Origin of the sequence: Myroides sp. N17-2 (assembly GCF_002286775.1) — a bacterium.
In the GTDB taxonomy this organism is placed as follows: Bacteria; Bacteroidota; Bacteroidia; order Flavobacteriales; family Flavobacteriaceae; genus Flavobacterium.
In genome coordinates this window covers 33585-47642 of sequence record NZ_NSGJ01000041.1, presented here as the reverse complement: position 1 = coordinate 47642, position 14058 = coordinate 33585, and the positions used below count along the sequence as shown (strand labels likewise).

Annotated in this window: 12 protein-coding genes and 1 pseudogene; 2 read left to right on the top strand and 11 right to left on the bottom strand. The window is 33.0% G+C overall.

Translation table 11 applies throughout. From position 1 onward, the window contains the following. A pseudogene (locus CF599_RS19940) lies at positions 1-96 on the top strand (transposase); the annotation flags it as partial. Here the strand turns inward: CF599_RS19940 and CF599_RS15330 are convergent. The 9 genes from CF599_RS15330 to purH all read right to left on the bottom strand — a co-directional run bounded on the left by CF599_RS15330 (position 80) and on the right by purH (position 10536). After that, entirely contained in the window at positions 80-733 is a 654-nt protein-coding gene (locus CF599_RS15330; protein WP_121966874.1) for a CDGSH iron-sulfur domain-containing protein, read from the bottom strand. The pseudogene CF599_RS19940 and the gene CF599_RS15330 overlap by 17 nt on opposite strands. Before the next feature lie 641 nt (positions 734-1374). Beyond that, the gene (locus CF599_RS15320; RefSeq protein ID WP_121966872.1) at positions 1375-2691 is read right to left on the bottom strand and encodes an IS1380 family transposase; all 1317 of its coding nucleotides are present in this window, start codon (positions 2689-2691) and stop codon (positions 1375-1377) included. A gap of 156 nt (positions 2692-2847) precedes the next feature. Then, positions 2848-3381, bottom strand: a complete 534-nt coding sequence (locus CF599_RS15315; protein WP_254050329.1) for a hypothetical protein — start codon at positions 3379-3381, stop codon at positions 2848-2850. Positions 3382-3422: 41 nt separating this feature from the next. Beyond that, complete coding sequence (rodA, locus tag CF599_RS15310; RefSeq protein WP_121966871.1) at positions 3423-4676, bottom strand: rod shape-determining protein RodA; 1254 nt, start codon at positions 4674-4676, stop codon at positions 3423-3425. 18 nt (positions 4677-4694) lie between these two features. After that, on the bottom strand, positions 4695-6575 hold the full coding sequence (mrdA, locus tag CF599_RS15305; RefSeq protein ID WP_121966870.1) for a penicillin-binding protein 2: 1881 nt from the start codon (positions 6573-6575) through the stop codon (positions 4695-4697). Continuing rightward, positions 6572-7096, bottom strand: a complete 525-nt coding sequence (locus CF599_RS15300) for a rod shape-determining protein MreD (protein ID WP_121966869.1) — start codon at positions 7094-7096, stop codon at positions 6572-6574. The genes mrdA and CF599_RS15300 overlap by 4 nt, the downstream gene beginning before the upstream one ends. Beyond that, positions 7089-7919, bottom strand: coding sequence for a rod shape-determining protein MreC (mreC, locus tag CF599_RS15295; protein ID WP_121966868.1), 831 nt, complete (start codon positions 7917-7919; stop codon positions 7089-7091). Before mreC ends, CF599_RS15300 begins: the two co-directional genes overlap by 8 nt. Before the next feature lie 8 nt (positions 7920-7927). Beyond that, the gene (locus CF599_RS15290; RefSeq protein ID WP_121966867.1) at positions 7928-8956 is read right to left on the bottom strand and encodes a rod shape-determining protein; all 1029 of its coding nucleotides are present in this window, start codon (positions 8954-8956) and stop codon (positions 7928-7930) included. A gap of 53 nt (positions 8957-9009) precedes the next feature. After that, positions 9010-10536 (bottom strand): bifunctional phosphoribosylaminoimidazolecarboxamide formyltransferase/IMP cyclohydrolase, encoded by a 1527-nt coding sequence (purH, locus tag CF599_RS15285; RefSeq protein ID WP_121966866.1) that lies wholly within the window; start codon positions 10534-10536, stop codon positions 9010-9012. Between the two features lie 190 nt (positions 10537-10726). On the opposite strand from purH, the gene CF599_RS15280 reads away from it, so the two are divergent. Beyond that, the gene (locus tag CF599_RS15280; protein ID WP_121966865.1) at positions 10727-11974 is read left to right on the top strand and encodes an ABC transporter permease; all 1248 of its coding nucleotides are present in this window, start codon (positions 10727-10729) and stop codon (positions 11972-11974) included. Positions 11975-12052: 78 nt separating this feature from the next. Here CF599_RS15280 and accD read toward each other — a convergent pair whose 3' ends face one another. Then, positions 12053-12907, bottom strand: a complete 855-nt coding sequence (gene accD, locus CF599_RS15275; RefSeq protein ID WP_121966864.1) for an acetyl-CoA carboxylase, carboxyltransferase subunit beta — start codon at positions 12905-12907, stop codon at positions 12053-12055. Positions 12908-12951: 44 nt separating this feature from the next. Next, entirely contained in the window at positions 12952-14019 is a 1068-nt protein-coding gene (gene fbaA, locus CF599_RS15270; RefSeq protein WP_121966863.1) for a class II fructose-bisphosphate aldolase, read from the bottom strand. Between the last annotated feature and the right edge of the window lie 39 nt (positions 14020-14058).

Sequence of the window (14058 nt, the reverse complement as noted above, 5' to 3'; positions counted from 1 at the left end):
TCATTTAATGCCAAAATTAAAGCATTCAGGGCTCAATTTAGAGGAGTAAGAGATATTGACTTCTTCTTATACAGATTGACTAAACTTTATGCATAAACACAACTTTTGAGATTGATCCTTTATTTCTAGAGGCACCACATCTACATAGCGCAACTCTATTTCTTTTTTCATATGTAGTTCCATCAGCAGCCTGAAGTTCAAAATCTCCACGGATGTATAAACCTGCGCTTACTTTTTGTTCTGGATCTTGGACTATTGCTATTGTTGGTTCATATTCATTTTCTACACATTTGCCATCTACTACTGCTGTTAACCGTCCTGATGGACAGGCAGAAGCTCCTTCAATTGCTTCTCGCATATTCTCAGTGTCTCCTGAGTTGGCTGTTAAGGTCCAAACTTCAGCTCGTTCACGATGGCAATAACGTGCAAATGCACAGCGTTCATCATCAAGCAGGTCCATTTCTACTCCTTCTTGTAATGTTGCTCTATCCATATAATTCTTTCTGTCTGCAGTTTCTGTTCCATCAAAATGAACTTTGGCGTGTGATCCATCGCAGAAAGGTTTATTAGCTGATGCACCACATCTACACAGATGATATTCACTTTCTTGTTCAAATTCGTTAGTCTCTACAGCTTCTAGTATTCCTTTTTTTCTTTGAGAAGTCTCTTCAATTAGTTTATTTAAACCCTGAACCACATATGGTCCATTTGGTAAAATTTTAATCTTAAACATATCTATATCTTTTTTATTGGTTAGATGTTAAGTTAAGTATTATAAGTGGTATTCGTAGTGTTATTTTGGTTTTCAACTATTTAATTAATTGATAATACGGTAGTTATGACGAAATGTGAATTTAAAAATGAAGATATGATATGAATGGTGATTCAATGATCTATCAAAAAAGTTTTAATTCTGTAGACGTGGATTTGCACATGTAATAATATGGGTAATGAAGAGTGAAAATCGCTCAATGTATATTTACATATTTAAAAATGATTTGCATCCTTAAGGGAGTATTGGAGACGATTTGATAAAGGAAGAAAATAATCAATTCTTGTAATTTTATTTTGTAAATATGTATAGAGGGTAGTATTAAATGGATTTTACTTATTTAGTAGTGAATTATCCTAGTCGTAAATGGTTTCTTAGTAAAGCTTTATTTGTGGTTATGAAAGGAATTAAGGCGAGTTCTTTGAATGAATATGTAGTCAAGATTAAAAAGCTTTTAATATTACTATACAGCTTAGGAAAGCGTTTAGGAAAGAGAGAGGTAAGTAATATAGCTTGTAAACGTTGTTTTAAACTCTGTATTGTATTTATTTCTTTTTTAAATATTCTGTATAATCCAGTTTGTTTTATTACTTAAACCCAGATTACGCATTAGGCAATTTTAAAGGTAGGTCTAAAGGATAATCCCATAAACCTACGAACCATTTTCGTCGTTTCTTGACTAGTGCTATTTTAAGCTTGATCGTGTCATTTGTTTTCTCGAAATAAGCTCCAATAGCAAAGGTTCTATATCTTAATGTAGAAAGTGATTTTTGTGTTTTTTCTTGTAAAACAAACATTCTAAACAGTGCCATTAGATTATAAGCAATCATCACAAAGATTAGAGCAACTTCGGTAGCATAGAAGTCTTTTAGATTAAAAGATTCTGCTCCAAAGTCTTGTTTTAGTTCTTTGATTCTATTCTCTTCGTCGCCTCTTGCTCGATAGTTTTTCCATACATCATAGGCACCACACTCCAAGTTTGTAACATAGGCGGAGTATCTGTAATTTATGTGTATTTCATCTTCTGGAAATAGACTTAATGTTTTTCCAGGTGCTTGTGGACGTTTACTTATTTTCTGTCTTACAATGATAACTCTTCTAGGTTTTTCCCAATTTTTAGCTTGGTAGAAGGTGTCATTTATTTGGATACCTTCATCGACATTTAGCCAAGAGGTTTGACTGTCTACTAGCCTTTGCACAGGATGAGTAAACTTAGCAGCAATAATGTAGTTCATAGGTTTAGACTCTAAATGATCTAAAATATCCTTTTGAAAAAAACCACTGTCTAATCGAATTAAACCTACTTTCTTATTCCCAAAAACAGATAAAGTATCCTCTAAGAAGTTAATGAAGTTGTTGGCAGAACTTGTATCTCCACTTCGCAACCAAAAGTTGGCTACCATGCGAATATCATTTACAAAAGCTATAATAGGGTGATGAGATTTACGTCCTCTTTTACTTGGATTATACCCTCTTTTAGCTCCTTGTTGCTTTTCTCCATAACGAGTCATGACAGTAGAGCCAATATCTAAGGTAAAATAATTTAAGTTGATGTTTTCAAAAAACCATTGAAAAAAGTGCTTAGCAGTTTCAATGTTACTACTAGCATCGAACTTGGAAAAATAACGTTTATACGCATCTTGCCCTGGTGAAGTTCGCCAGTTAAATATTTTACCAAGAGCTTTATCATGTCTAGTTACTTCTGTGTGTAAAAAGCGGTTTGCACCACACCAAACACTTGCCATAAAAGACTCTAAAATCACATCAATATCATGTGCTCGATTAGAATTTTGACAAGGAAGACTTTCACAAGAATTAATCTGAGATTTAAAGCCTATTTTATCTAACATTTGCTTTAAAAAGACCATTCCACCCCATGGTGTAATCTCTTTGTTTGTAAAGGATAGATCAAAATTCATAGGCTTAAATTTTCTAACGCTACGCGTTAGGAATTACACTTAATAAATATACATCTTTTTCTAATGCGTAATGTGGGTTAAAGTGGCTATAAACACCCACTTTTTTATTTCAAGATAAAAAAAGACTACTTCAGATTATGAAGTAGTCTTTTAGTTTTATTTATTTAGAGTTTCGTATTCCATTGTAACACGTTTAAGCTCTATTTCTTGTTTTTTTATGTTTGTTTGTAGATCTAGCAATTGACTCTTTATTTTTAATTCCTCAATAGGAGCTAATTTACCAGCAGCTTTTTGTTGTATGTATTTACTGTTTCTAGTATTGTATTTATCTTGCGCTTTTTGTAATCTAGTCGTTTGTTTGCTTACTTTTTTCTGACTATTAAGAATTTCCTTTTGTCTTTTTAATTCAGCTTTGTTTTCTTTTTCTTTTTTCTTTTGCTCTTGTAATTCTGCTTTGTGTTGAGCTTCAGCTATTTTTTGTTCTTGTTCAATTTTTTTAGCTTCGTCTAATTCATTTTGTATTTTAGCACTTTCTAATTGTTGAGCATTTTCTATGTTTTTCTGCTCATTGACTAACGTTTCTAGTGAATTTTGTTCAGTTCCTACTTCAGTTGTTTTTATTTCTTGGGCTTTAACCACAGAAGTTGTTGCTACAAATAATGTAGCAATGATCAGCATTCTCTTTTTCATTTTTGTGAATTTTATTAAATATTTTGTTTGTTTTAGTAGTCTTACCACTCATTGATCCTATTCGCATCTAGTTTTAGAAAGATGAAAAGGAGTACAGTGAATGCCATTAAACTTGACCCTCCGTATGAAAAGAAAGGTAAAGGGACACCAATTGTTGGGAAGAGCCCAATTAACATGGTTATGTTAAAGGCAAAGTGGATAAATAAGAAAGAGATTACACAGTAACCATATACGCGATTAAAGACCTTCTTTTGCCTTTCGGCAAGATGTATTAATCTAAAAAATAGGCAGACAAATAGGATTATAACAAAAGAAGCTCCTGCAAATCCCCATTCTTCACCTACGGTAGTAAAGATGTAGTCTGTATGTTGCTCAGGAACAAATCCACCTTTAGTTTGTGTACCTTCTAGAAAACCTGTTCCCGTCCATCCTCCTGAGCCAATAGCTATTTTGGATTGGTTTAGGTTATATCCCTCAGCTTGTAGGTTGACATCTTCTCCGATTAGTACATTAATTCGGTCTTTCTGATGGGGTTCTAATACGTTGTCATATACATAGTCTACCGAGAAAACCAAGGCAGACATAATAACAACTAATATTATATATATCAGAGGGTTTCTCGTTATTTTTTTATTAAAGTAAAAATGCAAAGCTGCTATTAGGACTATTGTACCTATTATTATACCTGGTTCTACAACTAGTGATGCTATAAATAGGAGTATGGTAATAAATCCAGTCCATAGGTACCAGCTTGGCAGTCCTTCTCTATATAGAACAAACACTAATGAAACGAATAGCATAGCACTACCGGTATCGTGTTTTAGAATAAATAGAGTAGGCACACCTATAATAACTAAGGCAATAAATTGTTCCTTAAAAGTGCTTAAATGTGTTTGACTATCAGATATAAATTTAGCTAATAAAAGAGCTGTAGTAGTCTTTACAAATTCAGAAGGTTGTATACCAAATCCCCCTATCTGATACCAGTTTGTTTGTCCTTTTACTGATTTACCAAATACAAAGAGCCCTAGAATAGATAGTAGACCAATGATATAGAATACCATAGCATACTTTTCATAGAATTTTGTATCTATAGAGACGATAAGTATGATTAAAGGAATACAAAAAATAATAAAGAGCATCTGTCTTCCATAGATTTGTCCTAAGTCAAAGATAGATGTTGTTTCAGCAGGTAATGATGCTGAGTAAATATTTATCCAACCAGCTATAACTAATAAAGCATATAGCAAGATTGAAATCCAATCTATATTTTTTTGTACACTTACATTTTTCATTTTCTTGTAGTAATCTTACTATGGTGCTACTTTTGGTGTCGGTTTTGGTTTGTCAGTTGTTCTATACAGTTGTAATACTTTATCATATTCTCCTTGTAGGCTTCCTTCTAACATTCTTTTTTCTAAATCAGTTCTTACTATTTGTGGTAGTAAATATTTCTGAAGCATTAAACTTGTTATAGGTGCAGCCCATCTAGCTCCCCAATATCCGTTCTCGATAAAAACCGCAATGGCAATCTTTGGATTGTCTTTTGGTGCGAAAGCAACGAATACTGAGTGGTCAGTTAATTGATAACGTTTACCATTAATTCTTGTAAAGTTTTCTACAGTACCAGTCTTACCACACATATCTAATCCTTCAACTCTTACTGATCTACCAGTTCCAATGTTAAATACATCATTCATTCCTTGAACAATAGGAGTAAAGTGTTGTTGGTCTATCGAAGTTACATGTTTCGTTGTGAACTTCTTATCAATGTTGTGATGTTCTATGTTCTTAATGATATGAGGAGTGTAGTAATAACCTCTGTTTGCTACTGCAGCCATAACGTTTGCTAGTTGCATAGGTGTCATAATAACCTCTCCTTGTCCTATTGAGTTAGAGATCGTAGTCGTACTCTTCCATCCGCCATTTGGATACCATCTGTTATAATAATCAGCATCTGGGATATGACCTTTACGTCCTTCAGGTAGGTCATAGCCTAAGAATTCTCCTAAGCCAAAACTATGTAGGTGTTCACTCCATTTATTGATCCCATCAGCAGGGTTTTTATATTTCTCGATTACTCTTTTATAGGTATTCGCAAAATAAGTATTACACGACTTAGCGATAGCTGAATTTAAATTCCAATGCCCAGAATCGTGACATCCCATCCATGCTCCCTTACCATAATAGAAACCTCGATTACATGCAAAAGTCATATGTTCATTAATTACTCCCTCTTGAAGACCAATTAATGCTGTAAGAATTTTAAATGGTGAACCAGGTGAATATTCTCCTGATAGTACTCTATTGTATAAAGGTTTTGCTAGTGAGTCGTTATATAATGCAGTATAGTTCTTAGAACGCTCTCTTCCTACTAATAAGGAAGGGTCATAATTAGGTGCATTAACTAGTGCAAGTATTTCTCCTGTACTAGGTTCTATAGCTACTATTCCTCCTCTTTTATTTTGCATTAACAGTTCTCCATAAGCTTGGAGCTCACTATCAATGGTTAACATGATGTCATCCCCTTTAATAGCAAGAGTGTCATATACACCATTTTTGAAAGAACCAATCTCTCTATTGAATCGGTCTCTCTGTATATATTTTACTCCTTTAGTACCTCTTAGTGTTTCTTCGTATTCTTGTTCTATTCCTTGAATACCGATTAAATCACCAGATCTGTAGTATGGATTTGCTTTTATGTTTTGTTCATTTACTTGTCTAATGTATCCAAATAAGTTGGCCCCATGAGCCACTTGATAATCTCTAAGAGATCTCTTTTGAATATAAAAACCATTAAAGTGACGTATTTTTTCTTGGAAAGCAGCGTATTCACCTTTACTTAGCTGTGGTAAGAATACAGAAGGAAGTCTTGGGCTATATACTTTAGCTTTTTCAAGTTTGCTTACAAACTGGTCATACGTTACATCTAAAAGGCTACATAAAGCGAGAGTGTCTATGTTTTTAACTTCTCTCGGTATTACCATAATATCATAAGATGGCTGATTTGCAATAAGTAACTTTTTGTTACGATCGAATACATATCCTCTTTCAGGATATTCGTACACAATCTTTAAAGCATTGTTCTCAGATTTTTTGATATAGGTGTCATCTACTATTTGTAAAAAAAACAATCTAGCTAACACTATAATTGCAACAACTATAATAATTATAGGTAATAAAAGCTTTCTCATTTTTTAGATGGTTTAATCAGATATAATATCAAAATACAGGTTAATAGAGTCGTTACTGTTGTTAGAATAGTCCTAAGCAAGATTTCTAAGATAAAGTTAAATCTGAAAAACTCTAAACCGAATAGTACTAGATGATGTATGACAACAGAGATGGTAATATAACCAAAAACTTCTAAAGAGGTAAAGATATCCTTAGTTACTTTTTTGATGATATTTAGATTGTGATATTGGTAACTGATCCCGAAAGAGAACTTTAGGATAGATGGTCTTGAGAATGCTAGTATTAAACTAGCAGCTGCATGTATACCACCTGAATTTTCAAACATATCTACTATAATTCCTAATATAAAACTAGCTAGATAAAATAAGGGTTTATTGTTATCAGTAGGGTATAAAATGATAAATAGAATGTAGGGGAATGGGTTAATAAAACCAAATAGGTCTATATTATTAAAAATAAGAATCTGTGCGATTAATAACGCAATAAAACGAGCAATATTTGAAAATGCAACACTATTCATCTTTAGTTTCAGCTTCTAATTGATTAATTTCTTCAATGTCTTTGTTTTTAATTACGTATATATATCCCAGGTTCGTCATATCATTAAATAAACGAACTGAAATAGTGAAGTAATTAGAAGTTTCATTGGTGTAAGCTTTTTCAATTACTCCAATAGGAATGTTTTCTGGGAATATTTTAGATATACCTCCAGTTACAATAGTATCCCCTTTAAAAATTTCTGCTAGTCTAGGAATGTCTGATAGATTTACATAGCCAGTATTCTTTCCATCCCATTGTAATGTACCGAAGTGATTTGAACCTTTGATCTTAGCATTGATCTTAGATTTGACGTTCAAAATACTTTGTACAGTAGAATAGTTTTGAGAAGTTTTTTCTATAATACCGATTACACCATTACTATTAATAACTCCCATATCGCTTTTAATACCCTGTTTAGAACCTCCTTTTATTGTTAGGTAGTTCTCTTTTGTATTAAAAGTATTGCGAATTACTTTAGCTACGATAATAGAATACTCTTGTCTTTCTGTAGGCATTAGATTTCTAATTTCTACAGAATCTTGGACAGAAGTATTATTGTAAGCGATTGATTTTAAATAGGCATTCTCTAAAACTAAAGCATCATTCTCTGTTTTTAGATGGATGTACTCTTTAAAATTATTTACATTTTCATAGACATAACCTGTCACACCATTCGCAGAGCTAATAAACGAACTTTGATGAAAAGTATGCGTTTGTATTATTAGCCCGAATGATATGACTAAAAGCAGCAAAAACAGTAACTTAGTACTGTTTTTTATAAAGAAATTGATTATTTGCTGCATAAGTTATTTTATTTAATCAAAACACTTTTGTATTTTTCTATGTTTTTGATTGCTAGACCAGTACCTCTAACGACTGCTCTTAATGGATCCTCTGCAATGTATACAGGTAGATCTGTTTTTTGAGAAATACGTTTGTCTAATCCTCTAAGCATAGAACCACCACCTGCTAAATAAATACCAGTATTGTAGATATCAGCAGCTAATTCAGGAGGAGTTTGAGATAATGTTTCCATTACAGCATCTTCCACACGTTGTATAGATTTATCTAATGCTTTAGCAATCTCTCTGTACGAAACAGTTACCTGTTTTGGTTTACCTGTTAAAAGGTCACGACCTTGTACTAACATATCTTCTGGAGGAGTTTCTAAGTCTTCAGTTGCAGCTCCGATTTGTATTTTAATTTTCTCAGCAGTACTTTCTCCAACGAATAAGTTGTGTTGAGTACGCATATAATAGATAATATCGTTAGTGAATACATCACCAGCGATTTTTACAGATTTATCACATACGATACCACCTAATGCGATAACAGCAATTTCTGTTGTACCACCTCCGATATCTACAATCATGTTTCCTTTTGGTTGCATGATATCTACTCCGATACCGATAGCAGCAGACATAGGTTCGTGTATAAGGTAAACCTCTTTACCATTCACACGCTCACAAGATTCTTTTACAGCACGCATTTCCACTTCTGTGATTCCAGAAGGAATACAAACAATCATACGTAATGCAGGTGTAAACATTTTTTTTCTTAGTGCAGGGATGCTCTTGATAAAAAGGCTTATCATTTTCTCTGAAGCATCAAAATCAGCAATAACTCCATCTTTTAATGGACGGATTGTTTTGATATTACCATGTGTCTTCCCCTGCATTAAGCTCGCTTCTTTACCGACTGCTATTATTTTACCCGTAGTTCTATCTCGGGCTACAATAGAAGGATTGTCTACTACGACTTTTCCTCCATGAATGATAAGGGTATTCGCTGTTCCTAAATCGATAGCGATATCCTCTGTCATAAAATCAAAAAATCCCATATAATTAAAAGGCTTTTATAGTTAATATTTTAATGCGTTACAAAAGTAATAAATTAATGTTTAAAATGACGAATTCCTGTACAAACCATCGCAATATTATTTTCATTACAATAATTGATACTTAAATCATCTTTAATAGAACCTCCAGGCTGTATAACTGCTGCAATTCCTGCATTATGTGCAATTTCTACACAGTCAGGAAAAGGGAAGAAGGCATCACTTGCCATTACTGAACCTTTTAATTCCATATTAAACGAAACAGCTTTTTCGATAGCTTGACGTAAAGCATCTACACGTGATGTCTGTCCAGTTCCAGAAGCACATAGTTGTCCATCTTTAACTAAAACGATTGTGTTAGATTTTGTGTGTTTACAGATTTTAGAAGCAAACAATAAATCATCTAATTCTTTATCAGAAGGTGATAATTTTGTAACGTTTGTTAGTAAGCTTTTATTGTCTGTAATATTGTCTTTATCTTGAACTAAAATTCCATTAAGACAAGTACGTACTTGTTTTGTAGGTAATTCAGTTTCTTTTATTACTAAGATTATTCTGTTTTTCTTTTCTTTTAAAATCTCAATTGCTTCAGTATCATAACTTGGCGCAATAACAACTTCACAGAATAATTTGTTGATTTCTTCTGCTGTTGCTACGTCAATCTTACCATTTGCGATTAGAACTCCTCCGAAAGCAGAAGTAGGATCACCTGCTAATGCATCAAGGTATGCTTCTTTCATTGTGCTTCTTTGTGCAACACCACATGCATTGTTGTGCTTTAAGATAGCAAATGTAGGGGCTTCATTCTTAAATTCATTCATTAAGTTTACCGCAGCATCTACATCAAGTAAGTTGTTGTAAGAAAGCTCTTTTCCATGAAGTTTGTCAAATAAGCTATCAAAGCTTCCAAAGAAATGCCCTTTTTGATGTGGATTTTCTCCATATCTAAGTTCATTACCATTCGCATGGCTTATTTTTAATACAGTTTCATCTGTATTGAAGTAATTGAATATTGCTCCATCATAATGTGAAGATACATGAAATGCTTTAGTAGCAAGTAATCTTCTGTTCTCTAATGTAGTTGATCCATTATTACCAGTTAGCATCTCTAAGAATAATTCGTATTCATTTACTGAAGCTACGATAACAGTATCTTTAAAGTTTTTAGCAGCTGCTCTAATAAGAGAAATACCACCGATATCTATTTTCTCTATGATGTCAGCCTCTGGTGCTCCAGAAGCTACTGTATTTTCGAATGGATATAAATCTACAATTACTAGATCTATTTGTGGGATTTCGTATTCTTTCATCTGTGCAATATCACCTTCATGATCTTGTCTGTTAAGAATACCTCCAAATATTTTTGGGTGTAATGTTTTTACTCTTCCACCTAGTATAGATGGGTAAGATGTTACATCTTCTACTGCTACTACAGGGATATTTAATTCTTTAATGAATGTCTCTGTTCCACCAGTAGAATAGATAGTTACATTGTGCTTGTGTAACTCTTTTACGATTGGCTCTAATCCGTTTTTATCAAATACAGAAATTAGTGCTGATTGAATTTTTTTAGTTGTGCTCATGTTGTGTTTTTTGTCAATGGGCAAAAGTAACTATTGTGGGTGTATTAATAAAGTTTAATTCATAAGTTTTATGGAATATTTTTATTTTTTTCTAATTATGTTTAATTTAGAACTAAATCTGATGATTAAGAATATTGTGGCTTCATAATAGCTTGTTATTGGTAATTAAAAATAACTCTTACTATCTGTTATGATTGTATACTTAAGACTCTTATCGACTAGTTTTAGTTTTGCAATAAATGCATTGCGAATGAATAAACTACGCACAGCACTCTCTTTTTTAGGTGTTACAGTTGGAATATTTTCGATAATAGCTGTTTTAGCTGCCGTAGATTCTATGGATAGGAATATTAAGAGTGAATTAAGCGGTTTTGATCGCAATATGATTTATGTGTTTAATCATTCTTTTGGCCCTAGTGAGATCCCTAAATGGAAGTCTGATCAGTATCCTAAAATGAAGTATGAGGAATATGATTATTTAAAGCGTAATCTTACTGGAGTCGAATATGCATCATTTAATTATTTTACTAAATCTGAACAGATGAAATATGGGGCAAATTATGCTGAAGTTGTGATGCGACCTTGTTCTTCTGATATGCAATATTTAGATAATGTAAAGATAGTTAATGGTCGTTTTTTTAATGAATCGGAGTCAGTTAATGGGGTTCCTGTTGTTGTAATAGGACATGAAGTAGCCAATACTCTTTTTAATGGCTTAAATCCAGTGGGACAGGTTGTGCGTCTTTATGGAAAGAGATTTACTGTTATTGGTGTTATTGAGAAACAGGGTTCTATTAGTATAGGTGGTAATCAAGATGAAAGTGTTTATATGCCTGTTAATATTATGAGGCAAATGTTCGGAGATAATAGCCTTGTATCAACTACAGTAGTTATATTAAAACCGAATAGAGAAGTGGATATAAAGCACTTTGAAGATGAGATTACTGCTAAGCTGCGTTTGTTTAGAGGGCTAAAGGAAAGTGATGAAAGTAACTTTTTTGTCAATGTTTTTGGAGGTATGATGGATATGATTGAGAAAATCATTGGGCAGATGAATATCGTAGGATGGATTATAAGTGGTTTTTCGTTGCTTGTAGGAGGGTTCGGTATTGCGAATATTATGTTTGTTTCAGTCAAAGAAAGAACGCATTTAATAGGTGTTCAAAAGGCAATTGGAGCAAAGAGTAATTTTATTCTTTTTCAATTTTTATTTGAAGCAATAATCTTAGCATTAATAGGTGGTCTTGTGGGGATTATTATGGTATGGGGGATAAGTATAATAGTTAGCTCTCTTTTAGATTTTCAATTTGTACTTAGTTTGTCTAATATAGGGGTAGGATTGACTTTGTCTGTTTTTATAGGTATGCTTTCGGGTTATTTACCTGCGCGTTCAGCAGCTAAGTTAGATCCTGTAGAAGCAATTAGAATGGGAGGGTAGCTCTCAGTATATACAATGAAAAAAGGATGTTAGTTGATAAACTAACATCCTTTTTTATATTTTAATCTATAAGATAAATTATCTCATAGGTCTATTTAAGATTAAATCTAAGTATTGATTTACATTCTTTTTTAGATCTTTTCTGTGTGTGATAAAATCTAAGAAACCATGCTCTAATAAGAATTCAGAAGTTTGGAATCCTTCTGGTAAATCTTTACCAGTCGTATCTTTTACAATACGAGGTCCTGCGAAACCAATTAATGCACCTGGTTCAGCTATGTTTATATCTCCTAACATAGCGAAAGAAGCAGAAATACCACCAGTAGTAGGATCTGTACATAATGATATGTATGGAATCTTAGCATCACTTAATTGAGCTAATTTAGCAGATGTTTTTGCCATTTGCATTAACGAAAAACCTGCCTCCATCATACGAGCTCCTCCTGATTTTGAAATCATTAAGAATGGTATGTTATTTTTTAGTGAGTAGTCTATTCCACGTGCTATTTTTTCTCCTACTACAGATCCCATAGAACCTCCAATAAAAGCAAAGTCCATTGCCGCTACTACTAATTTTTCTCCTTTTGATTGACCAACAGCGACTCTAACAGCATCTTTTAATTGTGTTTTAGTCATTGCTTCTTTTAGACGATCTACATACTTTTTAGTATCTTCAAATTTTAAAATATCTTTTGAAGAAAGGCTTTTGGCTATTTCTTTGTAGTCGTTGTTGTCAAAAAGAATCTCAAAATACTCTTTACTACCAATACGAACGTGATATCCATCTTCTGGACTTACCCATAAATTTTGTTCTAACTGATCTTGATCAATTATTTTTCCTGTTGGTGATTTATACCATAATCCTTTTGGAATATCTTTTTTGTCTTCTGTTGGCGTCTGAATACCTTTTTCTTTCCTTTTAAACCAAGCCATAAAATGTTTCTTTTGTTTATACTAATTTGAAAGCAAGGGGGGAATTATAACGTGTTTACGTTGTTTAAATCTTCGAATGCTTGTTCTAATCGAGCGATTAAAGTTAATTCTCCTTGTCTAACCCATGTTCTAGGATCGTAGAATTTCTTGTTAGGAACGTCTGATCCTTCTGGATTACCTATTTGAGTTTTTAAATAGTCTATTTTTGATACCATATAGTCTCTGATTCCTTCTGTATAAGCAAACTGAGTATCTGTATCAATATTCATTTTGATTACACCGTAACCTATCGCTTCTCTGATTTCTTCTACTGTAGAACCAGATCCTCCGTGGAATACGAAATCTACTGGGTTATTCCCTAAGTTATGTTTCTTAGCAACATATTCTTGAGAATTTTTAAGGATAACTGGTGTTAGTTTTACGTTACCTGGTTTATAAACACCATGTACGTTACCAAATGAAGCTGCTATTGTGAATCTATTACTTACTTTAGATAATTCTTCGTAAGCATAGTCTACTTCCTCTGGTTGTGTATATAATCTTGATGAATCAACATCTGTATTATCAACACCATCTTCTTCACCTCCTGTAATTCCTAATTCGATTTCTAGTGTCATACCTAGTTTGTCCATACGCTCTAAGTATGTTTTAGAAATCTCTATATTTTCTTTAATAGGCTCCTCTGATAAGTCAATCATATGTGAACTGAATAGAGGTTTACCATATTGTTTCATGTGTTCTTCTCCTGCTACTAACAATCCATCAATCCAAGGCAAAAGTTTTTTTGCACAGTGGTCAGTATGTAAGATAACAGCTACTCCATAAGCTTCTGCTAATGTATGTACAAGTTTTGCTCCTGCGATAGCTCCTATGATAGCTGATTTTTGATTATCATTAGATAATCCTTTTCCTGCCATGAATGAAGCACCTCCATTAGAGAATTGAATAATTACTGGTGAGTTTAGTTTAGCTGCAGTTTCTAGTACAGCATTGATAGTACTAGAACTTGTTACATTAACAGCAGGTAAAGCAAACCCGCGCTCTTTTGCAAACTTAAAAATCTCTTGCACTTGATCTCCAAATGCAACTCCTGGTTTAATATTATGAGCCATAGTTGTGTGTTTTAATTTTGTACAAAAATACTAATTATT

Bases quoted from the DNA above. Each gene is read 5' to 3' on its own strand.
- CF599_RS15315 (WP_254050329.1), bottom strand. From the start codon at position 3,381: ATGAAAAAGAGAATGCTGATCATTGCTACATTATTTGTAGCAACAACT.
- CF599_RS15320 (WP_121966872.1), bottom strand. From the start codon at position 2,691: ATGAATTTTGATCTATCCTTTACAAACAAAGAGATTACACCATGGGGT.
- mreC (WP_121966868.1), bottom strand. From the start codon at position 7,919: ATGCAGCAAATAATCAATTTCTTTATAAAAAACAGTACTAAGTTACTG.
- purH (WP_121966866.1), bottom strand. From the start codon at position 10,536: ATGAGCACAACTAAAAAAATTCAATCAGCACTAATTTCTGTATTTGAT.
- mrdA (WP_121966870.1), bottom strand. From the start codon at position 6,575: ATGAGAAAGCTTTTATTACCTATAATTATTATAGTTGTTGCAATTATA.
- accD (WP_121966864.1), bottom strand. From the start codon at position 12,907: ATGGCTTGGTTTAAAAGGAAAGAAAAAGGTATTCAGACGCCAACAGAA.
- CF599_RS15300 (WP_121966869.1), bottom strand. From the start codon at position 7,096: ATGAATAGTGTTGCATTTTCAAATATTGCTCGTTTTATTGCGTTATTA.
- CF599_RS15280 (WP_121966865.1), top strand. From the start codon at position 10,727: ATGATTGTATACTTAAGACTCTTATCGACTAGTTTTAGTTTTGCAATA.
- rodA (WP_121966871.1), bottom strand. From the start codon at position 4,676: ATGAAAAATGTAAGTGTACAAAAAAATATAGATTGGATTTCAATCTTG.
- CF599_RS15330 (WP_121966874.1), bottom strand. From the start codon at position 733: ATGTTTAAGATTAAAATTTTACCAAATGGACCATATGTGGTTCAGGGT.
- fbaA (WP_121966863.1), bottom strand. From the start codon at position 14,019: ATGGCTCATAATATTAAACCAGGAGTTGCATTTGGAGATCAAGTGCAA.
- CF599_RS15290 (WP_121966867.1), bottom strand. From the start codon at position 8,956: ATGGGATTTTTTGATTTTATGACAGAGGATATCGCTATCGATTTAGGA.